The organism is Chitinophaga niabensis, assembly GCF_900129465.1.
GTDB lineage: Bacteria > Bacteroidota > Bacteroidia > Chitinophagales > Chitinophagaceae > Chitinophaga > Chitinophaga niabensis.
Window position 1 is genome coordinate 376563 of record NZ_FSRA01000001.1, and the last position, 22742, is coordinate 399304.

At 46.4% G+C, this 22742-nt stretch carries 21 protein-coding genes; 7 read left to right on the forward strand and 14 right to left on the reverse strand.

Annotation, left to right across the window (positions count from 1 at the left end; genetic code table 11):
- Positions 1–21 precede the first annotated feature (21 nt).
- Both BUR42_RS01580 and BUR42_RS01585 read left to right on the forward strand, forming a co-directional pair.
- The gene (locus BUR42_RS01580) at positions 22–462 is read left to right on the forward strand and encodes a DUF2147 domain-containing protein (protein ID WP_074240378.1); all 441 of its coding nucleotides are present in this window, start codon (positions 22–24) and stop codon (positions 460–462) included.
- A gap of 183 nt (positions 463–645) precedes the next feature.
- Complete coding sequence (locus tag BUR42_RS01585) at positions 646–1551, forward strand: hypothetical protein (protein ID WP_143197298.1); 906 nt, start codon at positions 646–648, stop codon at positions 1549–1551.
- Positions 1552–1591: 40 nt separating this feature from the next.
- Here BUR42_RS01585 and BUR42_RS01590 read toward each other — a convergent pair whose 3' ends face one another.
- From BUR42_RS01590 to BUR42_RS01615, 6 genes are all read right to left on the reverse strand, one after another.
- On the reverse strand, positions 1592–6037 hold the full coding sequence (locus BUR42_RS01590; protein WP_159442190.1) for an MG2 domain-containing protein: 4446 nt from the start codon (positions 6035–6037) through the stop codon (positions 1592–1594).
- Between the two features lie 4 nt (positions 6038–6041).
- The gene (locus tag BUR42_RS01595; protein ID WP_143197299.1) at positions 6042–8450 is read right to left on the reverse strand and encodes a TonB-dependent receptor; all 2409 of its coding nucleotides are present in this window, start codon (positions 8448–8450) and stop codon (positions 6042–6044) included.
- A 73-nt stretch (positions 8451–8523) separates the two neighbouring features.
- Positions 8524–9243: a porin family protein gene (locus BUR42_RS01600; protein ID WP_074237423.1), complete on the reverse strand. Its 720-nt coding sequence runs from the start codon at positions 9241–9243 to the stop codon at positions 8524–8526.
- A 13-nt stretch (positions 9244–9256) separates the two neighbouring features.
- Complete coding sequence (locus BUR42_RS01605) at positions 9257–9982, reverse strand: porin family protein (RefSeq protein ID WP_159442191.1); 726 nt, start codon at positions 9980–9982, stop codon at positions 9257–9259.
- A 10-nt stretch (positions 9983–9992) separates the two neighbouring features.
- Positions 9993–10721, reverse strand: a complete 729-nt coding sequence (locus tag BUR42_RS01610) for a porin family protein (protein ID WP_074237425.1) — start codon at positions 10719–10721, stop codon at positions 9993–9995.
- A 46-nt stretch (positions 10722–10767) separates the two neighbouring features.
- Positions 10768–12675 carry an AAA domain-containing protein gene (locus BUR42_RS01615; protein ID WP_074237426.1) on the reverse strand — a complete coding sequence of 636 codons (1908 nt, stop codon included), beginning with the start codon at positions 12673–12675 and terminating at the stop codon, positions 10768–10770.
- A gap of 105 nt (positions 12676–12780) precedes the next feature.
- Here BUR42_RS01615 and BUR42_RS01620 point away from each other — a divergent pair, with 105 nt between their 5' ends.
- The 4 genes from BUR42_RS01620 to BUR42_RS01635 all read left to right on the forward strand — a co-directional run bounded on the left by BUR42_RS01620 (position 12781) and on the right by BUR42_RS01635 (position 16003).
- Positions 12781–13599, forward strand: coding sequence for a helix-turn-helix transcriptional regulator (locus BUR42_RS01620; protein ID WP_074240379.1), 819 nt, complete (start codon positions 12781–12783; stop codon positions 13597–13599).
- Positions 13600–13666: 67 nt separating this feature from the next.
- Positions 13667–14491, forward strand: coding sequence for an SDR family oxidoreductase (locus BUR42_RS01625; RefSeq protein ID WP_074237427.1), 825 nt, complete (start codon positions 13667–13669; stop codon positions 14489–14491).
- A 10-nt stretch (positions 14492–14501) separates the two neighbouring features.
- Complete coding sequence (locus tag BUR42_RS01630; protein WP_074237428.1) at positions 14502–14996, forward strand: anthrone oxygenase family protein; 495 nt, start codon at positions 14502–14504, stop codon at positions 14994–14996.
- Between the two features lie 71 nt (positions 14997–15067).
- Complete coding sequence (locus tag BUR42_RS01635) at positions 15068–16003, forward strand: helix-turn-helix transcriptional regulator (RefSeq protein ID WP_074240380.1); 936 nt, start codon at positions 15068–15070, stop codon at positions 16001–16003.
- A gap of 63 nt (positions 16004–16066) precedes the next feature.
- Here BUR42_RS01635 and BUR42_RS29715 read toward each other — a convergent pair whose 3' ends face one another.
- Entirely contained in the window at positions 16067–16231 is a 165-nt protein-coding gene (locus BUR42_RS29715; protein WP_159442192.1) for a hypothetical protein, read from the reverse strand.
- 97 nt (positions 16232–16328) lie between these two features.
- Between BUR42_RS29715 and BUR42_RS01640 the strand changes: the two genes are divergently transcribed.
- On the forward strand, positions 16329–17333 hold the full coding sequence (locus tag BUR42_RS01640) for a winged helix DNA-binding domain-containing protein (RefSeq protein WP_074237429.1): 1005 nt from the start codon (positions 16329–16331) through the stop codon (positions 17331–17333).
- A 189-nt stretch (positions 17334–17522) separates the two neighbouring features.
- On the opposite strand, the gene BUR42_RS01645 is transcribed toward BUR42_RS01640, so the two are convergent.
- The 7 genes from BUR42_RS01645 to BUR42_RS01675 all read right to left on the reverse strand — a co-directional run bounded on the left by BUR42_RS01645 (position 17523) and on the right by BUR42_RS01675 (position 22520).
- Positions 17523–18020, reverse strand: coding sequence for a hypothetical protein (locus BUR42_RS01645; RefSeq protein WP_074237430.1), 498 nt, complete (start codon positions 18018–18020; stop codon positions 17523–17525).
- Between the two features lie 61 nt (positions 18021–18081).
- On the reverse strand, positions 18082–19695 hold the full coding sequence (locus BUR42_RS01650) for a Na+/H+ antiporter (protein ID WP_074237431.1): 1614 nt from the start codon (positions 19693–19695) through the stop codon (positions 18082–18084).
- The gene (locus BUR42_RS01655) at positions 19685–20035 is read right to left on the reverse strand and encodes a DoxX family protein (RefSeq protein WP_074237432.1); all 351 of its coding nucleotides are present in this window, start codon (positions 20033–20035) and stop codon (positions 19685–19687) included. The genes BUR42_RS01650 and BUR42_RS01655 overlap by 11 nt, the downstream gene beginning before the upstream one ends.
- A gap of 30 nt (positions 20036–20065) precedes the next feature.
- The gene (locus BUR42_RS01660) at positions 20066–20707 is read right to left on the reverse strand and encodes a response regulator transcription factor (RefSeq protein ID WP_074237433.1); all 642 of its coding nucleotides are present in this window, start codon (positions 20705–20707) and stop codon (positions 20066–20068) included.
- Positions 20704–21483, reverse strand: coding sequence for a sensor histidine kinase (locus BUR42_RS01665; protein WP_074237434.1), 780 nt, complete (start codon positions 21481–21483; stop codon positions 20704–20706). Before BUR42_RS01665 ends, BUR42_RS01660 begins: the two co-directional genes overlap by 4 nt.
- A complete protein-coding gene (locus tag BUR42_RS01670; RefSeq protein WP_143197300.1) occupies positions 21462–22106 on the reverse strand; it encodes a hypothetical protein in 645 nt (214 codons plus the stop codon). Before BUR42_RS01670 ends, BUR42_RS01665 begins: the two co-directional genes overlap by 22 nt.
- A 21-nt stretch (positions 22107–22127) precedes the next feature.
- Positions 22128–22520: a hypothetical protein gene (locus BUR42_RS01675; protein ID WP_074237436.1), complete on the reverse strand. Its 393-nt coding sequence runs from the start codon at positions 22518–22520 to the stop codon at positions 22128–22130.
- Between the last annotated feature and the right edge of the window lie 222 nt (positions 22521–22742).

The window sequence follows — 22742 nt, forward strand, 5'->3', positions numbered from 1 at the left end:
AGTGACATTAAAACCATGCGTATGAAAAGTGCAACAATGCTCCTGGCCGTGTTCTTTTGCGCAACAATGGCAACATTTGCGCAGGCCGCGGAAGGGGATAAGATCTTAGGTATCTGGTTAAGTGAAAACAAGAATGGAAAGATCCAGATCTACAAAGCAGGAGATAAGTATTTCGGGAAACTGATCTGGGGTAAAACCATGTACGAAGCAGATGGTGTTACTTCCCGGAAAGATACCAAGAACAGTGATGCATCCCAGCGGAACAGGAACCTGAAAGACCTGGTGATCCTCACCAATATGGAATACGATGACGGGGAATGGACGGATGGTAAAGTGTATGATCCGGAAAAAGGAAAAACATATAGCTGTACCATGAAGCTGAATGGCAACCAGCTCAGCCTGCGGGGGTATGTCGGCGTTTCCTTATTGGGCCGCACTTCTGTATGGACAAGGGTACAATAAAGGATAAAAATGAAGGTGCCTCATCAATAAATGAGGCACCTTGTAAAAAATCTAAGGAAAATAAAGTATTTTGTGCCCCTTAACCTGTGAGCTATACCCCTCCTCTGATATGTAATAGCTTTAACCCATCCTGCGGAACACCATAAAGTTTCACGTAATCCTTTACCTTTTAAATTAATCACCATGCGAACATTGTTTTGTACGGCTATCGCTTTTAGCCTGTTCCTTTTTAGTTGCAAGAAAAATGATCAACCTCCTGCCCCGGAGCCCCCAACGGAAAAGATCCCCGTTAAGTTCACTGTTGCTGACTTTAACCGGCAGGTAACGGACCTGGATGCACGGAAAGCGCCAGGGAAGGACCTTAATAACCTCCGGGATTCTTTGAACCCCGGGATCGAATACCTGTATTATAATGCGTATGGCTCTAACGGCCAGCGTGTGAGTACTAAAGTACAGATATTACAACTGAATAATGTTGATTTTGGGACTATCACAGATTCGTTGCCTGCCGATAGCTATATTGTAGTATTGGTAGGATCATCCACTCCCGTATATTGGGAATATCCGGACCCCAACAGCTTCTACCAGTCAAGGTTGAACTTCAAAACTCCCGGTGGAGAACTAAGAACGATCCCGGACCTTTTCTACAAGCGTTTAACGATCAATGTAGCCCCCAATAGCCCGCTGCCGGATACAAGTATTATACTCAAACGTATGGTCGGCAAATTAGAAGTTGTGGTTACGGATGCACTGCCTAATGACAGTATTGATATTTCTATCAGCTATGAATCCTACAGGTTTAACCTGGAAAGAGGCGTGGCTGCAGATGTGTATATGCCCAAACATATCAGCAAAAAAGATGTAAAAACCTTTTCTGATTATGTGCTTAACCTGGAATTTCCGTTTACTGTGACCATTAATGCATTAGATCGTACCACGGGAGCGCTCCGTACTAAAACTGCTAATATGGTTTACTGTTATAAGAATAAAAAGACCATTTTATCAGGAAATATGTTTACCAGTACCTCTGGCTTTAAAGTAAGTGTTGATGATGCATGGGATGCCGATGCTGAACCAATACATTTCTAGAAAAAGGGTGCCTCATGTAATGATGAGGCACCCTTTTTTATTAAGGAAGGATATTTACATCTAAGCCCTCATTCCAATGTTTGTGTTCCGGCGTATAATAGAGATAGGTATTACTCGCCTTGCCTTTATAAGTACCGGGTACTTCTGCCTTAAGGTCCAGGCTTACCTTTTTAACCTCGTTTGGTGCAAAGCCCATCCAGTATAATACGAGATAGTTATCAAAGATCTCATAATAGGCTGCTTCTTTCTTTTCCATGATCTCTTTCAGCTGCCAGGGCTGTGTGGCCAAACCGGCCGGGATACCGATCTTCACTATGGCCATAGGTTGCAGGATGGATTTATCATTGGTCACCTGTATATCCAGCCTTACCGTTTCTCCCACTTTCGTGCGTGTATCCTTTAACCGGGTATCCAGTTTCAGTTCTGCTTTTTCACTATTCGGCGGGGTGAAGGTAAAGTAAGCTACTTCCATGTTATAGGGTACGGTTTCTTTCTCATTGGCAAAATGTGCATGGAAAGCATTCTTCCCTTCCCTGAAAGCATGTTGTGCACCTGGTTGAACAGTTGCTCCATTCAGGCTAAAATCAAGCCTGAAATCATCCGGCCTTTGCCCGGCCAGTTTGGAATAAGCAACGATCGCTTCCAAAGCTAATACCGTAGCCTGTGTGGAACCATAACCATAGTAGGATTTTTGCCCCAGGACCTTTGATATGATCCCCGCCACTTCCCCGATCCTGGGAGAAGGATCCCGCATCAATGCCAGGGCATAAAGTGAAAGCGTTTCTATTTGCAGCGATTCATCGCGGGAATTCACTACGCTGGTTTCCGCTTTGTCCATATTGATAGTGCGTAATGTGTTCATCAATACCCTGTAGTCATTTTCACTTTTCATATTGCTGGCGGCAATAGCCATCATAGCCAGTTGGTAAGGATCGTTGTTTTGAATGGCGCTGTTCAAAGCTGTTTTATATTCCAGTTCAATCTCTTTACCGATACCCGCCTGTGTTAAAGCATATACCACATAGATGTTGGCAATCCTGGCTGGTACTGATGCAAAGCGGTCGTAACCTCCATCGGACATCCGGAAGGTACCTTTACCGTCTCTGCGTTTCAACAGAAAATCTTTCGTGCGTGCCAGCATTTGTTTATCTACATGCAGGAATTCCTGCATGGCCGTAAATTCCAATAAACCATAAGCAGTGAGCGCTACATGCGGAGGTGTATGACCGAACCATTCAAATCCGTTCTCTGCCGTTTCATATCCCACCAGTCTTTTATAACCGTTTTCAATATACCCCATCGCTTTCTTTTCAATCTTCTCATTCGATCTTCCGGATTCCCGCAAATACTTAAGGATGAAAATATTGGGATAGGTGGAAGAAGAGGTCTGCTCAAAACAACCGGAGGGTTCCCGCAGCATGGATTCAATGCCGTCCAGTAACTGGCCTTCGAGGCTGGTGTAAAGGCGGAGATTTGTTCTCAGGCTGCCCGGGATCATTTTATTAATGTTCACGGTATGTTGTGCAGATACATTTCCGGAGAATGTTTCTATCACCGGGAAACCTTTATCGCTTGCCGTAACTGGCAGGGCGAGAACTTCTTCATTCACGGAGAAACGGATGGTTCCTTCCACTGTCGCTGTAGCTTCTATGGGTATTAATACTTCCCTTGCCTGCCCTGCAGGTAATACAAAGCGGCTGTCAAAACTGCCTGTCTTTATTTTTTCAGGTAAGCTCAGTGCAATATGAATGTCCGTGGCAACATTCCTGTTGTTCTTGATCACAAGAGGGATCAGGGCTTTGTCTCCAACAGTCAGGTAAGGCGGTATCTTGGCATCTGCACTGATAGCATGCTGTGCGGCATAGGTATGTTCCGCTCTGCCCACTTTTCCGTTATACCCGATCCCTTCCGCAATAGCCCTGAAAGTAGTGGTAGCATCTGAGTTATAGAATTCTACTGTAGCTTCTCCCTTTGCGTTTGTTTGTACAACCGGGTTCCAGTAAATGGTTTCCCTGAAATCATTCCTTTCCCTGGTAGTGGTGGTCTGATACAGGGGGGCATAGAACTTCCTGGCCACTGCATAGCTGGGGGTGGCGGATGTTACCTGGGTGGTAGCGTAATAATACTGGGAGGTGAGATCAATGCTGATCTTTTTCTGGTTGAGCTTTTTGGATTCTATGATGATCACGCCATTAGCAGCCATGCAGCCATAGATAGCGGAAGCTGCTGAATTTTTCAGTACGGTAACGGATTCGATGTCATTAGGGTTTAAGGTGCTCAGATCTATCCTGTCCATCACCACACCATTCACTACCCACAATGGCTCATTTGATCCGTTGAGGGAATTGGCGCCCCGTATCATTATCCTGCTGCCAAAACCCGGGTTGGCATTCTGAACAACCTGCACACCTGCTATTTTACCAGCCAGCGCTTCCTGCATATTGGCATTCATGGCCAGGTCCTGTTTGGCTATTGTAATTATTGCGCCTGCCATGGTTTTCTTCTGTTGCACGCCAAAGCCTACCACTACCACTTCTTCCAGCTTCTTTTCTTTTTCATCCTTCGGCCATAATTCAGGCTGCTCTATGGGTTTAGCTGCAACAGGTATCACCGCAGGCGCCATATTGTTGAATTGGGCGCCAAATTGCCGCGCAGCTATTGGATTAGACCCGATGCCGTTCTGATCTACCTTAATGCTCAGCTTTTCATTCCGGTTAAATGATTTCGCGATCAGGGTATAGTTAGTGTTTGGCTGCACATCGGCAAAGAAGAATAACCCGTCTCCGGAGGTGATCATTTCCATTGCTTTTTTGTCCCCATGAGAATGTATAAGGTATACAGTCGCCTTCACCGGTTCTTTCTTATCATTCAATACGAGACCGCTGATGGTATGCTGCTGGTCCGGTGCGTATAATAATTTGCCATCCAGTTCTATAGAGGGGAGATAGTCGAAATAACGGTATCCATGGGTAAGCATCACCAGGTCCAGTGTACCCGCTGCTTTGGGTTCTTCTTTTTTGAAACAGAAGGCAGGCTCTTCTATCTTTCCTTTCAGTTCAGTGCTCATCATCAGCCAGGAAATGATATGATCCTGTTTATCATCTGCAAAGGACCAGAGCTTATCATCTATCACAGACAATGAAAAGTTGGAAGGTACCGGTTTCCCATCCTCATCGAGTGTTTTCAGATGCAGGGTTACTTTTTCCCTGGGCAGGTATTTATCCTTGTCTGTAGTGATCTTAACATCCAGCAGTTTTTGTTTGTTGAGGAAAACGATCCTCTCTGCCAGGGGCTGGTCCTGTTCGGTATAAACAGTGAAACGGGCAATACCGGCGGGGAATAAGCCTGTGTTTACGGGGATCTCCTGTTCTCCTTTTTGAAGAGAGATGGTTTCATTAAAGTAATTCACACCTTTTACCTGTCCAATAAGCCTGACAACGATGGGCTGTGTAGCCAGGAGGCGGACCTTATTATCCGTCATATTGATCACCACGCCCTTTTGTATAGCAGCAGGGACCTTGAAGGATCCCGTAATGTTGGCTGGTGAGCTGATCTTAACAGTATATGTACGGTTGGCTTCAGGTGTAAAGCTGAATTTCCCCATCCCAAAATGATAACTCTCAATGGAAGTAACCTTGCGGCCTTTATCGTCTGTTACATCTCCCTTTACATCCACCGGTTTTCCTTGTTCATTGATGGCCTTAAAGGCAACATTGGTGGTGAGGCCATTTACCAGCCTGCCACCTTCCGGCATAAACTGAAGGTCTATTTTATTCAGTACGATAGGGATGCTCCGGGAAATAGCTTCCACATAACCATCATGCTGAAGGGTGATATTCAGCAGGCCATCGCCGGAAGAAAGGTCTTTTGGTAACCGGAACCGCAGTTGTGCTTTTCCTTCCTGATTGGTAGAAAAATTACTGGTCTGGATCACTACGCCGGAAACAGATACGGTGTACTTTGCCTCTTTGTTTCGCACAGGCTGGTCATCCAGGCTGCGCACTGAAAAATCCGCTATCACTTCATCGCCGCCACCATATCCCTTTTTAGGAAATTCCAGTTTCATCAACAGGCGTGGTGCTATCACTTTTTGTAGTGTGATCTCTTTGGTGAACCAGGTAGTTTCTTTTTCATTCCGCATCCAGGAAGTATAGGCTTTGATCTTGTACACACCGCCTGTGGCCTGTTCCGGAAAATCAAAAGAACCTTCGATGTATCCGTTTTCAACACGGTAGTTGTATTTGGCTAATGGTGTGCCGGAAGGTGTGATCACTTCCACATAAGCAATACTGCTGAAGTTGGAAGGCCGCTGGTCCCGGGCATTCACCAGGTATAATTTGAAATAGACCGTTTCACCCGGCTTATAGAACACATGATCTGTTTGAACATAGATCTTTTCTTTGGCCGTGGCATAACTCAGCTGCTGTGCGAAACAGTTACCCACAAAGGCCATCATGAACAGGAATAGGCAGGAGAGGTATTTCATGTTATTAGAATTGAAGTGAAACATTAAATCCATACGTTTTCGTAGCAGGGAGATTAAAGAAGTCCAGGCCGCCTGCATTTGTCTGATCATACAATACCTGGTTCGGGTCCACGCCTTTATAAGCCGTCCATAATAGCAGGTTACTGATGTAAGTGGACAAAGTTATTTTCTGCGGGGATTTAATATGTTTAAAGTGCAGGTGCCAGGAAAGCTGGAGGTTATTGATGCGCAGGTGATCTCCTTTTTGAATGTAAGCTTCTGCCACACCACTTTCCCCATACCGTACCCAGCGGTTTTGCTCCACCGGCAGGGCCGGATTGTAGAAGTCAACAGGCATTGTGTTCACATGCCCGTCTGTTGTAACACCGGGGAATACATATCCTTTTACATGTCTGTTTGCATCAGATCTTCCATAATAATCCAACGCAGCCTGTGTGCCATTCCATACATCTCCTCCTTTTTTCCATTCCCAGTCTATTCCAAAGGTTAGTTGTTTCCAGTGCAGGTCATGGCTCATTTTGATCACAAGATCAGGAATGGGGTTGCCGATCACGGATAACCGGTCATTCACCAGCGGAAAGCCATCCGGCCCTATGATCAGCTGCTGATTGGCATCCCGCTCATAGGTGTTCCCCACAATGGCACCCAATACTTCTCCTTTTACGAGGGCTTTGCGCACATTGCTGAAACCAGCTATAGGGCTGAAATTGTAACCGTCGGCTACCTGTGTTACCTTGTCGTTGTAAGCATAGAAAGAAAGCCGGTTGGTAGTAGAGAAACGGCGGTTGAATATACCGGTTTCGAAAAGTTGCAGGCTCAGGTCAATGCCTGTTTTGCGATGATCTGCTATGTTCTTTAATACGATGGCGTTATTCTCGTACACGGGGAACATTTCATCCTGTACATCCCGGAGAAAGACCTCACCGCTTATAAACAAGTGTTTAAAGGTGAGGGAGAGAACGCCCGTCCATTCCCTGTTTGTAACAGGGCGCATCTTATCATAGCCATTCACTTCCTTTAGGGGAAAGTATTGCATGGCCTGCGCAGAAGAATACTGGAAGAGGTTAGCATAAGAGAGCGATTGGGAAACAGGCAGCTCGCTGTAGTATTGGTTGTAGGATGCATTGGCCCTGAGTTTTAAGTGGCCTTTCAATTGTGCGTATATGTTCGCAGAAGGGGAAAAGTATTGATGATTGATCAGTGTATTGGAAAGATAGATCCTGTTCCCTGCATCTATCCCGGTTTCGATATCATAGGTGTTATACCTGGTGGCGAAACTAAGTGTGGCCTGTTGTGCCGTTCGCTGATAGTGGTAAGTATTGATGGCAGACCGAAGGTCCCGTAATGTATAGTTCCCCTTGATCTCCGAGTTGAGACGGCTGCTGTGGGATATACGATAGAGGCCATTGGCATGCAGGAAATAGTTCGCATCGTGTTTGTTCCGCTGAAATGTAATGCCGGCGGGGAAGTAAGCGGTGCCGGGTTTATATCCTTCCAGGCTGTTCTCCTGTATATTTTCGTAAGACTGGGTTAATTTGTATTCATATTTCTGGTGCCATTTGCTGATGATCAGACCGGTGTTCTGCTGCGTTTGAAAGTAGTTGTTGCCACTGTTCCGCAGCAGGAAGTTAGGATTATCTGCCAGCGAACTATAGCTTGTATAAGGATCGCCGAAACTAACCGGTGTTAAAAGAGCATTCTGATAAACCCTGTTGAGGAAACCGTTCCTGTTGGAATTGGTAAAGCGGGTGTGCAGGTAATTATAACTGCCGGAGATCTTCATCCCTTTGATCATGGCTCCCAGTGTAAAGGCCATGCTTTTGGAACTGTTCTCGTTCTCCCTGATAAAGGTCTGCTCTTTGGATTGCCCCAGTTTCAGATCAAAGTTCCATGCCAACAGGTTATTCTTTAAAAGATCGGCTTGCAGGTTAAAAGCCTGTGAGAAGAGGCGGGCTGTTCTGAAAACAGGATGATGATATGCGGGCGCGCCGGGTTGAAGGGAAGGGCCGTAACTTAGCAGCTCATTGGTTTCCGGGCCGCGGTATACTAATTCTCCATTTACTGACCGGCCTTGCACATATTGTTCCTGTAAGGCTGGCAGCCGGTTAATGGTTTTGTATTCTAGGGCTGCATTTAAACTACCGCCAAGGGCTAAACGGTAAGCATCATTGCGGGTGATCTTCAGTTTCCCATCCACCACCCTGATCTTTTTAACAGGCATCGAAGGGTAGAAATAACTATCTATCACCAAAGGGCTTTTCCGCATGCTGTAACTGGAATCATGCTGTCTGCCCGGGGAAGCGATCAGTTTAAGATAGTCGTTGGATATTACCGGCTCAACAGGGTGGGTCGATTGGGCATATAATAGAAAAGGTGTAAGGATAAAAAGAAGCGTGATAGAGGTCCTGTTCATATGCTATCATTTGGAGGAAGGATGCATATTTTTCCAGGAATCCATAAAAGGGCGTAAAAAAAGCCGGTCTTTTCTACCTTACCTTTAACAGGTAGCCGGCGCTCAGGCCGAAGTAACGATTTTTCCTGATCTCGGGTTCAGGCGTGAAAGCATCTGTTAAACCCAGGCTGTAACTGGCGTTGAATATTAAGCCGTTCTTAAACTCATAACCTGCCATGAAGTTGAGGCCATGGTCGCTTTTTTTGTAATAATAGGTTGGTTCGTGGGCTGCAGGTATTTTGTCTTCAAAATATATTTTACCACGTATCTCATTTTTGTTAGGGGTGCCGCCTGGAAGCGTGGTCTGAGTAACACGATCATCAAATTTGCCGGATAACCCCCTGGCACAATAGCCACCTGCGCCCGCTACCAGTTTACCTGGCCCTAATGGCATCTTATATACGAGGTTCAGGGGTAATTCCAGGTAGGTAAGCTCAGTCTTTAGATCTCCCCGGTAAATAATAAAGGATGTGTTGGCACGTTGCTCCATTTTAGCGCCTTTTTTGCTGATCAGCACCTGGGGTTGCAGGTAAAGACCCTTTACCAGGTGGATATCTGCTACCAGGCCCGCATGCCATTTCGGGGCATATTTACTTACCGGAGCAGGAGGGGGAAATATATCGGTAGTATATGTCTCCTGCCGGTCAGTAGCTTTTAAGGTGGCATGGCTATATCCACCAATCACTCCGATGGAAACCTGCGCATAAACGGGCAGGGTACAAACAGTAAGAAGAAGAGAGAATATTATTTTCATAAAGCATGGATTTTTATCTGCGTAATAACCGGAACTGATAACCTGCACTAATGCCGAAGTAACGATTTTTCCTGGTCTCGGGTTCATAAGTATAAACGTCTGTCAATCCAAGGCTATAGTTGACATTGAACAACAGGCCATTCTTAAACTCATACCCTGCTATAAAGTTAAGGCCCCGGTCATATTTCTTGTAAACCTGGTATCCTGTGGGCTGAGCAGGGGCTTCCTTTTCAAACCGTATATCCCCTGTCATTGCATGTCCGCTCCTGAAACTGCCATCTGTTGCAACTGTAATGCCGCGCTCATCATACTTACCGGATAATCCCCTGGCGCAATAAACACCTGCTCCCACTGCTAATTTACCTTTACCGGCAGGGACCTTGTAGAGCAGGTTCACCGGTACTTCCAGGTACGTAAGGTCGGCTTTGAAAAAGTTCTCATGATAAAGGATGCCCTGGCTGCGGCTTCCTTCCATCTTTACTCCCTTTTTGCTGATCAATACCTGGGGCTGCAGGTAAAAACGTTTTACCAGGTGAATATCAGCCATGAGGCCTGCATGCCATTTAGGTACATACCGGCTTTCCGGAATAGGTGGAGAAAGAATGTCTGTAGGGGGAGATGGAGTCCTGTTGCTGACATTAATGGTAGCATGGCTGTATCCACCGGTCACACCAATGGAAACCTGGGCACAAACAGGCAGGGTACAAACAATAAGAAGGGAAAGTAGTATTATTCGCATAACATTGGGTTTATCTGCGCCATAACCGGAACTGGTAACCTGCGCTGATGCCGAAGTAGACATTCTTCCTCACTTCCGGATCTTTGGGATATACATCTGTTAACCCCAGGCTATAATTGATATTGAATAACAACCCGTTCTTAAATTCATATCCGGCAATGAAATTCACACCGGCATCCGAATTCTTATAGGCTTTACCCATAAAACCATTCCCCGGATAATCATCAAACTGGATGTTCTGTTCTGTTGTAAATTCGCTCACAACGCGGCCACTGGGATCGATCACCTTTCCATTGTCCTTATAAGTACCGGATAAAGGGAATGCAAAGTAAGGGCCTGCTCCGAAGGCTATTTTACCTGGTCCGAGCCTGATCTTATATACGAGGTTCAATGGTATTTCCAGGTAGATCAGTCTTGTTTTGTAGGTTCCTTCCACCCAATGTTCATCCGTTCTTTTTTCCTCCTCTTTCAGGCCTTTGGAACTGATCAATACCTGCGGTTGTATATGCAGGCCTTTTAACAGGCCAAGATCGGCTATTACACCGCCATGCCATTGCGGGGAGTATTTAGCATCTGCAAAGATGGCCGGATTGGGACTGTCAAATTCCGTATTGGAAAAAGTACGGCCGGAAATACGTTGCGTAGCATGGCTGTAGCCACCAATAACACCTATTGAAAGCTGGGCGCAAACAGGCAGCGTGGCTATTGAGATCAGGGTGGACAGTAATATTACTTTCATGGCTTGCGGGATAGGTACTAAAAATAACGAAAAAACGGCTGATTTATTACATGTCGGCAAATTCCCAGGCACTTTGATAAGCATCCCGCTGCTCCGCATACGTAATAAAATCTGCGTAGAAGGGTAATTGTGAAAGCGTTGCACTATCCCCGATCACCACCAGTTTTTTACGTGCTCTTGTCATGGCCACGTTCATGCGCCGGATATCAGACAGGAACCCGATATTATTCTCAGTATTACTTCTTGTCATACTGATATACACAATATCTCTTTCCTGCCCCTGGAAGCTGTCTATCGTATTTACGGAGATCCTGTTCCCATAGCTTTGCAGTTCGGGAGCATGCAGCAGTTGTTCCTTCAATACCTGGATCTGTTGCTTGTAGGGAGAAATGATCGCAATATCAGGCAACTCATTATCGCCATACCGGCTGCGTAATTCAGCCACCAGTAAAGTGAGGTGTTTATATAAAAATGCGGCTTCATCGGGATTAGTAGTGCTGGTACCTTCGGACTTCTCTTCAAACCCGCAGCCCGCCGTATCTACAAATGCCAGCGGTTTATCTGCCGGGAATAATACATGCTGCGCTACGGAACCATGTGCCTTCAATTTATCCTGGTAAAAGATGGAAGAAGAATAACCCATGATCATTTCGTTCATGCGGTACTGTTCTTCCAGTAATACAACGGCTTCAGGATGTAATGCCACGCATTTTTCCAGCAGGGTAGTGCTTAAGCCGTTCCTGGCTGCTTCGTTGGATTTAACGGTAGGGGATAACTGGCAATGATCACCCGCAAGCACTACTTTCTGTGCTTTAAGTACCGGGATCCAGCAGGCAGGTTCCAATGCCTGGCCGGCTTCGTCTATCACTACCGTATGATAAGTGAGATGTTTAACGGTATAGTGATTGGCACCTACCAATGTAGCAGTGATCACCTGTGCTTTGGTAAGCAGATCGTCAATGATATATTGTTCTGTTTTCTCTACCTGCTTCATGATATTACGCGCTTCATCAAAGAGGGCTTTCCGTTGATCGCGTTCCGCTTTGCCGAAGTTGCGTTTGTACTTATGCGCCATGTTCCTGAACTCGTTTGCCTGCTTCTTCAGTTTCCCGATCTCCTTCATACTGCTGTGTTCCGATACGCGGCTATCCAGCGTGAGGGACATTAATCTTTCAGACACACGCGCGGGATTCCCTACCCGCAATACATTCAATCCTTCATCCGATAATTTTTCACTCAGCAGATCTACCGCAGTATTGCTGGGTGCTACTACCAGTATCTGTTTACGGTCCTGTTTGATCATGGCTTTAATAGCCTGTACCAGTGTAGTGGTTTTGCCTGTACCGGGAGGGCCGTGTACAATGGCCAGGTCGTTGGCAGAAAGGATCTTATCTACTGCGGCCTGTTGAGAGGCATTTAATTTTGCTATGGGGAAAGAAGGGATGCCGGTATGAAAATCCGGTTTCTTCTCTCCGGTGAGGATCTGGATGAGCCTTCCTTCTGTTGGTTTTTCTGCTCTTGCATCAGCCTGTTTGAGAGCATGCTGCATTTCATCATAACTGGTGTCATCAAAAAGCAGGTCGATGCCCAGTTTGCCATTGCGGGACCATTCCGGCAATTCATCTGTGCGTAAAGTGATCTTGAGGCGGTTTCCGCTCTGGAAGGAAATAGTGCCTTCCACAAAATCCTGTTTCCTGTCGTGATTGGAAAATAATACGGCAGATACGCCAAAACGCAGCTGGTGTACCACATCCTGGTGGGTGGTGCGTTCCACTTCCACCGTCAGATAGTCCCCGCGGCTCATTTCGGTATCCCTGATGGCAATTGGATACCAGGTTAACCCGTTAGCCCTTCGTTCAGGAACAGAGAGGGTTTCGCTCAGTTTCTGATAAGATTGCTGATCTTCCTCCCGCTCCGTTTTCAACAGGTTCAGCAGCTTTGAAAAATAATTCATGGCGCAAAGGTACTTAGGGTGGAGGGTATTGCAAAACGTATTGAAAACCAGCTACTTCCCCGTCTCTATTCCGCAAAACAGGAAAATCCCGTAATTTTAAAAAGTATGAAGTTCGAACAAATACAACCACCTGCCTACCTCAGGGAACATGTTCGTTACATCTGGACGCTGCAAAGCACTGCCATGGATGCAACGCCAAGGACCTTTGCTCCCGTAGCAGACGGATGCCCCGGCCTTATCTTCCAGCAATCAGATTTTGTAAGGTTCTATGATCAGGACGAAAAGAAACTGCCGGACCTTTTCCTCTATGGACAATCCACCAAACACACTACCCTGCATGCCCCGGGCAAATTCAATACCATTGGGATCTACTTCTATCCGCAGGCACTGAAGTCTATTTTTGGGATCAATGCGGAAGAACTCACCAATACCTGTGTGGATGTTAACCTCCTGTCCATGAAACAGGGCTTCAGGCTGTCTGAACAATTATTGAACACCCTTGATATCAACGAGCAGATAGATATCCTCAATGCCTATCTTTTTTCGCTGGTGCAGAAGAATAAAGTACCGGTAGACAGTAGTACCCAATTTGCCATCAACAGTATCATTACCTCCAAAGGCAATGTGCCCCTGAAAGAGCTGCTGGATAAACTGAACATGTCTGAAAGGAATTTCGAACGTAAGTTCAAAGAAATAGTGGGTATTTCTCCCAAGATGTTTTCCCGTATCTGCAAGTTCCAGGCTTCGCTGAACCAGCTGCGCAATAATGAGTTCGATAAACTGAGCGATATCGCTTTTGAGAATGAGTATTCAGATCAGTCTCACTTTATCCGCACCTTCAAAGAGTTCACAGGCATCTCACCTTATCAGTTCAGCAAACAATCCCAGGAAGTGATCGAGAACTTCCCTGAATGGAAAATTTAGGGCTGTCGGTTTTGTTCTATTTTCCCGAAACACACCGTCATAGCTTTGTTTAAGAAATAACAATACTATGATAGCCATTACAGGTGCTAACGGGAATTTAGGTAAAGCCACTATCCGGTTCCTGCTGAAGAAAACAAAACCAGGCAACATTATAGCCGTAGTAAGGGACCCGGCCACCATGCATGACCTTAACGTGCAGGTGCGCAAGGCTGATTATGAAAACCTGGATAGCTTAAATGCTGCATTTAAAGGGGTGGATAAACTCCTGCAGATCTCCGCAACCAGCATGGGGGAGGGAGGTATCCGGCAGGAAACAAATGTGGTACGCGCTGCTCTGCAACAGGAGGTAAAACATATTGTATACACCGGTTCCATAAAACCTTCTGCACTGGCCAATTTTTATGCTACCCACCAGGCATTGGCCACAGAAAGGGCTATCCTTTCTTCCGGTATCACTTATACTTTCCTGAGGAACAGTTTATACATGGAAATAATACCGCTGTTCATGGGCAATGCAATTGAAAGAGGACATTGGGAATATCCCGCCGGCAATGGTAAAGTGAGTTTTGTATCCCGCCTGGATATTGCGGAAGCGCTGGCGAACGTACTCACTGAGAAAGGGCATGAAAACAAAATATACGAGATCTCCGGTGGCAAGGCTTATACTTTCGCAGACACTGCCAGGCTGTTAAACATCAGCTACTCAGATGTACCGAATGCTTACCTTGAGAAAGGAATGGCTGCAGCACATTTGCCGGAAGAGCTGATCAGCTGTATGGTGAGCATGGTGGATGGTATCAGGGCCAATGAATTTGCTTATGTGGAAAAGGACCTGGAATACCTGCTGCGCCGCCGCCCTTTATCTTTCGAAAACTATCTTAGCAACCTTTAACCTAAATGATATGTACACACTCGACAGAATTATCTTAGTAGCTGCAACTACCACTACTGCCATGCTGGTTGGCCTTTTTTACGGATGGTCCGTTTCCGTGGTGCCCGGGCTTGCCCGGTTAAACAATACAGAATACCTTTCTGCCTTTCAGGCAATGAACCGGGCTATTCTGAACCCGTTGTTCTTTCTCTCTTTCATGGGCAGCGTGATCTTATTACCGCTTGCTGCTTACCTGAACTATTCGCAGCCCACCTCCCTGTGCTTCTGGCTCATCGTAGCCGGGGCTGTATTATACATCTTCGGTACGTTTGGCATTACCATGGCAAAGAATGTACCGCTGAATGAAATGCTGGACAAATTCAACATCGCCACAGCATCTGAAGAAGCAAAGGCTGCAAAGCGTGCCCTCTTTGAACAACCATGGAATAGTCTGCATCATACACGTACCGTGATCGGCTTTATTGCCACGGTATGTATGATCGTTGCCTGCCTGGTGAAGAAATAATGGAGAGGGGCCGGAACATCACCGGCCCCCTACTCATGCTGTATCAGAAAAATGGGTAAATTGCCGGCATGATGAAACGTTTCGATCGCCTGACGGCCATCCTTATCCATCTTCAGTCTAAGAAACTGGTAGTAGCCCAGGAAATAGCTGATCGTTTTGAGATCAGTTTACGTACCGTATACCGGGATATCCGTTCACTGGAACTGGCCGGAGTGCCTATCCTTGGTGAAAAAGGACTGGGTTATTCCATCATGGAAGGATACCGCCTTCCTCCCGTAATGTTTACGGAAGAAGAAGTGATCGCCTTTTTAATGGCAGAGAAGATCTTGGAGAACCATGCAGACCTGCAGAACAGTGAACGCTTCAAATCAGCCATGTTCAAAGTAAGGGCCATATTACGCAATGCGCAGAAGAAAGTATTGGAGGATATGGAAGAAAGCATTGCCATAAAACATAACAAATCCGAACATAATTTCCTGGTCAACGACACCTTGCCCCTGCTCATAAAAGCCGTTTCAGAAAAAATAACCCTGCGTGCAAATTACGCCACGGAAGAGGGCCCTGTGGAACGGGATATTGAACCGATAGGGATCTTTCACGAGAACGGTACCTGGAATGCTATCGCTTATTGTCATTTATTAAAGGATTACAGGCATTTCCGGGTGGAAAGGATACTTTCCCTCAGCCAAACCAATAAGTCCTTTCACAAGCAGCATAAAACGCTTGCTGCTTATCTGGAAAAGGCCAAAGAGAAAGAACAGGTTTTCCCTGCAGTGATAGACGTGGATAATTTCATGGTGCGTTACCTGCAGGAGCAGAAGTTTGATTATGGCTTTAAAAGTGAAAAGCCCGGCAAAACTCATACACGCATGTTCTTTGATGCGCCCTGTATACAGGCTTTCTCACGCTGGTATGTAACCTTTGCAGACCATGCAAAGATCATAGAGCCAGCCTCATTGAAAGACCTGCTGAAAGAACGTTTAACGAATCTGCTGAAAGTTATCTGAATCCTGAAGATTACCGTTGGGCGTATTGCAGGAACTGTTCCTTTTAATACCCCAATTGTGTCATTATTTCTTCGGTTCTTTCGCTTCTCTTAATACCCGTTCTGCTTCTTCCTCTTCTTCAGCAGTAGGCGTTTCCTTTTTCCCGCCATCCCTGATGTATTTTTCCGCTACATCATCTTCCGGCCAGGGTTCCTGTTTAGGTGTTCCTTTATCGTTTTGCTTTTCCATAGAAGATATACATACAAAACCGTGCCCAAACTCCCCGGGAAAAATTGTTAATCACACCTGACATACCGTTGTCACCATCCCCTTTTAGCTTTGTGGTATGGATATAACACATTACCGGCTCCTGAACCAACAGGTGACCCATTCCGCTTTTTCGGAGCCGGGGAAATTGATCGCATGGATGGGATGTATGCAGGCGGAGGATTACAGCAGCGCCAAATGGGCCATTGGCAACAGGCTCAGGCATCTGACCAGTGCAGATATAGAGAAGGCCTTCCAGGGAGCCGCTTTCTTCCGCAGCCAGGTATTAAGGCCAGCCTGGCATTTTGTGGCTCCCGATGATCTTGGCTGGTTGCTTGAACTTTCTGCGCAGCGCATAAAAGCAGGTTATAAACAATTACATAACAGGCTGGATATCACTAATGCAGACCTTAAGCGGAGTAAAACCATCATGGCCAAAGCCCTGGAAGGTAATAAAAGGAAAACACGTGCAGAGTTGCTGGCCCTCTGCCTGAAAACCAATAAACACCTGGATGAGATACGCATGAATTTCCTGATCCTGGATGCGGAACTGGATGGGCTGATCGTGAATGGCGGAAGGCAGGGGAATGAATTTGTATATGCACTGCTCGGTGAATTAGTGCCTTCCCCGGTCATACTGGAAAAAGAGGCTGCTATCGCGGAGCTGGCAAGGCGTTATTTCAGCAGCAGAGGCCCTGCTACCTTACCTGATTTTGTTTGGTGGAGCGGACTCACACCGGAAGAAGCCAAAGTGGGATTTGAAATGAATAAAGATGCTTTGCAACATGTTGTGATCAACGGGCAGGCTTATTGGTTCGCTGAAACACAACCTGCCTTACCCGCGCCGCATACTGTTTCTCTTTTACCTTCTTTTGATGAATACATGGCAGGATATTTGGACAATGGTAGCTTTAAACCTTCCGTGATCCTAAATGGAAAGGTAGCGGGGACCTGGAAATACCGGGAACTGAAGCGTACCATACAGATTGAAACGCAGCTGTATACACCTTTAGGAAAAGAAGCCGCCCATGCTGTGCTGAGTGCTGAAAAAGCTTATGCACGGTTCCTCGGGAAAGCGATATGATACCCGCATCAAGTCCACAGCAAGTCCACGTCAAGTCCACAGCATCTCCACAGCAAGTCCACGTCAAGTCCGCAGCATCTCCACATCAAGTCCACCTACCATCCCACCACTACCCGGTTGCGATCCTTATCCTACCTATTACCGAAGCAATGAACATATAACCCGTATATAGTACCTCGCCTCTGACGCTCAATAAACACTTTCACACCATTCCATCGCCAAACAGGCCAATGCAGCATCCTGCCTGCGGATGCCGGTTAATATTTTCTTTCCCAACGTACTTTCCCGGAGAACTTTAGGGTATTGTGAAAAAAGGTACTCCATCCGCTCCCTTTGCAGGCCGCCTGAAAGGCTTTGCAGATATTCTATTAATCCAAAGTGTTGCTGATCTTTTTTCTCCTGCAGTAAACTTTTATAAAAGCTGATGGCAAGATCATCATGGTTGAAGAATAACAGGCTATCATACAGTGGCTTCCGGTCTTCAGGGTCCTTTTGCATCCAGCTAAGCATTGCTTTGCCCTCAGCCGAGCTCACACGTATCGCTTCTTTAACGGAAGAAAGTGCCCGTGTAGTATCCCACTTTGTCAAAACAGGAGGAAGACTGTCTGCCTGAGAGCTGCCATGGGAAAGAAAAGGAGCGGCCAGCAAAATAGTGGCCCATACCAACGATTTTGGTTTGATCATCATAGGAAATGTGGATTTAGGGTGTGTCAGATCCCTAAAACGCGGTATGGTCCGTTTTATTTTATCAGTGATGATTAGACCCGCTGATCTTTAGTTCATCCAGGTCCAGCTGTATTTCTATTTTCCTGATCTCTTCATCACTGAAGAATTTTTCTTTCCTCAGTTTAAATAATTCCTTTCGCTGAACGTTATAGAGATCCAGCAGTACTTTATTGTACATTTCTTTTTCTTCATGGCCGGTATCCACACATTCCAGTGATTCCAGCCGTTCTGAAGTGATAGCGATATCACTTTCCAGGTCCCTTTTGAGGAAGCCCACCAGTTCATTTTCCCTGGCCGCTGAACTGTATTGTGTATTTAATCTTTCAAGCGCTGCTTTCTTTAAACGTAATTGAATACCTGCATCCTGTTGATCTTCCGGCAGAATAGGATCGATCTCCGTGATCTTTATCCACTTCACAAGAAAAGGCAAGGTCAATCCCTGGAACACGAGCGTCACAAAAATAACCACGAAGGTGATGAACAGGATGAGGTTCCGCAGCGGGAATGCATGTACTTTATCGTCCATCATAACAGGGATGGATAAAGCAGTGGCCAGGGATACCACGCCCCGCATACCTGCCCAACCTGTAACCAGCGGCCCTTTCCAGCCTGGTGATGGTTCTTTGCGCGCGGCGGGGATCAGCAACCTGGGAAGATGTGCACCCGGGAAAACCCACAGGAGCCTTAATGCGATAATGATACCACTGATATACAAGCCATATTTCAATGCCTCCCATACGGAATAATCACCCAGCCCTGCAATAATAGCCGGCAATTCCAATCCTATCAATATAAATACCAGTGCATTCATTACAAATACCAGGGTAACCCATACGCCCAGCATATTCATGCGTGTGGCTCCCGTATTAAATAGTTCATGAGAACGGTAGGAGATGAACAGGCCGCCGCTCACTACTGCCATCACACCGGAAAAATGGAAAGCTTCCGCGGTGAGGTAAAGCAAATAAGGGGTCATCACCGTTAATGCTGCATCGATAGCAGGTGTGGTAGGAAGGAAGCGATGGATGACGTACATGATATGCGCGATTGCCAGTCCTACTACAATGCCCATCCCTGCCACCAGGAAGAAATTCCCTACTGCCGCATGCATGGAGAACGTACCGGTTAATACAGCCGCGAGGGCAAACCGGAATACAATAAGCGAAGAAGCATCATTCACCAGGCTTTCTCCTTCCAGGATGATCAATGCCCTTTTGGGTACCGGCAACCCTTTTAGTACTGTAGCTGCAGCTACTGCGTCCGGCGGGGAAATAATGCCTCCTAAAAGGAAACCCAGCGCCAGTGTAAAACCGGGAATGATGGCTACGGAAGCGTAAGCTACAATGGTGGAAGTAAAGAACACCAGCCCGAAAGCCAGCATGGCAATAGGCCTTTTCCATTTCCAGAAATCATTCCAGGAAGTATACCAGGCCGCTTCATATAACAGCGGAGGAAGGAAGATGAGGAAGATCAGGTCCGGGTCTATATTCACAAGCGGGAGGCCGGGAATAAAACTGATGCCCAGCCCTGCGATCACCAGGAAAATAGGATAGGCGATCTTTATCCGCCGGGCCACCATCACCAATAGAAAAACAACAAAAAGTAAAGCCAGTACAAGTAAAATGCTATCGTGCATATAGTGGATGCTGTAAGTAAATGATCACCCAGGAAAGCAGGAAGAAAGGCAGCTCTATCGCTACGCCTTTCAGGTCTTTCGTGCTGAGGTGCAGAACAATGATGAACAGGATGGTGGCAGCCATAATGAAGTTGCCCCAAAGGAATGTTTTAGGAAATAATACCAGCACGGAGCCGATCAACGTAATGGCACCCAGTACGGCTACACTGGTCTTGCCCAGTTGCCACTTGCCGAACATTTCCAGCATCGCTGCTTTGCCGGCCAGCATAGCCCAGCCTTGTTTGATCCCCATAAAAACAGCAAAGAGGATCAGCACGGTGTTAATGATCTTTATAGCCATGGTCAGGATTTTTACAAATATCAGGAATTTTTATAAGCTCACGAGTTCCCGTCTTATGGCCTCAAGGCAAAGCCCTACCCGGCTTTGTACATGGAGCTTTTCAAACAGCGCCTCCCGGTAACCGTCTATGGTCCGTTCACTGAGGTTCATCTTTACCGCAATTTCTTTGTAAGTAAGATCGCTGCATGCGTAGGAGAGGAATTGCAACTCCCTGGCGTTGATGGGCAGTTCCGTTTTTTCATCTGCCTTGCGGAGCAGCCTGCGGAAATTGATATTGCCCGTGTCCGCATTATAATATCCTTTGGTACGTACCTCTTTGAGTGCCTTTTCCAGTTCGGTGGGGTGGGTATCTTTCAGCAGGTAGGCAGAACAGCCGGCACGGAACATACGGATAATTGTCTGGTCCTTATCATTCATAGACAGGGCAATGAGCAGCATAGAGGGATAATGTTCACTCAGCCATTGCGTGGTTTCCACGCCATCCATTTGTGGCATATTCACATCTATCAGCATCATTTCAGGTGGCTGGGGCAGGATTTTTAATTTCTCCTGGAGGTCTTTCCCGTTCAGGGCTTCCACCACTACTTCATATTCCTGGAAAGTTTCCAGCATCAGGCTCAGTGATTTCAGGAATAGCTGATGATCGTCTACCAGTCCAATCTTCGTTTTCATGTTACAGCATTTTTAATGGGTAAATGGATGAATACAGCAACACCTGCTCCCGGAGCTGCACGCCAGGTAATATGCCCGCCAAGGATAGCTGTGCGCTGCTTCATGTTATTCATGCCCATGCCTTCTTTATGATGGGGCATAGCAAAACCGGAACCGTTATCTTCCACCATGATGCAGCATCCGTTCTCTTCTTCCTCTACTTTAATGCTGATGATGGTGGGGTTCCCATGCCTGAGCGCATTCTGTATGGCTTCCTGTACTATGCGGAACAGGATGATCTGTTCGCCGGAAGCCAGATTGGGCATACCCTGGAGATGGCAGGAGGCCTGTACTTTGTTGCCCGCATTGATACGGAGTATTTCTGTATGAAGGTTTTCCGAAAAGTTAAATTGTTCCAGCCAGTCCTTATCCATAGAACGGGATAAAGACCGCAGTTCGTTGATAGCCTCTCCCAGTGTGGTGTTGGCAGTGATCAATGTATCCGGGGGATGGGGAAGGCTTCTTTCCGTCAGCCCCAGCAGCATGCGGGAAGTACTGAGCAGTTGCCCCACATTGTCGTGCAGCTCTTTCCCGATCTGCCCGAAAGTTTGCTCCTGCACTTCTATGCGCGACTGCTTCAGCTGCTCGGCAAATTCCTTTTCCATAGAATGTTTCTGCCGGATATCCTGGTTGCGTTTGAAGCGCATGTACACGATAGCGGTAACAAAAGCAACGATGAGGGTAAATGCGATCACCGCTACCTGGAAGAATATACTTATGACTTTCTCCTTTTCCATATGATGACGAAGGCTACAGCCAGTAATAAATATAACGAAACGTTTGTAATATCGCTGGTAGTAGTGAACAGGTTCCTGTAATTGGCATTGGGGATCTTCATATAGGCGAAATACCTGTGCAGTGTATACAGGATGGCAGTGAGGGTGCCATAGATAAAATAGCCTGTTACAATGAAGAAATTAGGTTCTTCCCATATAGGCGTAATGGTTTCCTGCTGGATAAACTCCATGTAATATATAGTGGTGGCGATAGACAGCATGGTGTAGCCGGCAATGAAAGAATAGGAATTGAATTCCTCCAGCTGCTGGATAAAGAACAGGTTAATGGTGTATACGGTGATGAACAGACCCAGTAGTATTGTCACCAGTCTCCTTCGTTGTGTTTCTTTCAAAAAGCTGCGCAACGTCAGGAAATAGAAGCAGGTGAAAGCAAAGCAGGCAAATGTAAAAAGCCGGTGGTTATGTTGGGTGGTTTCCATCAGCCACCGGCCGGCGAACTCTGTAAGGATCACGGTAAGGGCGTAGAAAAAGAATACCCGGTATCCCTTTTCCACTCCCTTCGCAAATAATAGAATACTACAAAGGAATGCTATCCATTCAGCGATTGAGTATAATGAGAACATTTCTTTGATTGTAAGGTTAACTCAAGGATAGAGGCTACCGGCGTCGTAAGCCACGTCTTTAAATTCGTCTGTTTTAGGTTCTTCTTCGTCAAGAAGCAGCGGCCTGGGAGTGAGCACATGATTGTCCAGTGCTGCTGCGTGACCTGGGATGGTAGTGTCGTCTGCCCAGATAGAGGCCACCAGCATAATGGTGACTTTTCCATCCGCGTGGGAAGGAGGATCGTTGGCTTCTTCCTTCAAATGAATACCTAAAGTAAGCGCAGCACCTCTGTTTTTTGCTGCCGGGGGGAATTGCATCCTGTCGAACATATCATTGGCAGTATCAATGAATGTCTGCAATTCTGCCAGGGAGTAACATACTCCCTGCGGATAATTCTTAGTGCCGAAATCGTTCATAAACTGCGTATACTGCATGTGAGCATGACCGCGTTTAAGAAATTTGCCTTTTTGCATGTGAGTAGAGTTAGAGGTTAGGAATATTATTACACATCAAATTTGCCTTAATTATCAGACAGGTGGCCCCGTCCATTCCCCCCGGCCGGTATGGGAAATTTCCCGTATGCTTTGGGCCATTTTCCCATTTCCCCGCAGCCCCGTTCTTTTCAACTTTGCTGTATCAACCAGTAAAATCTTACA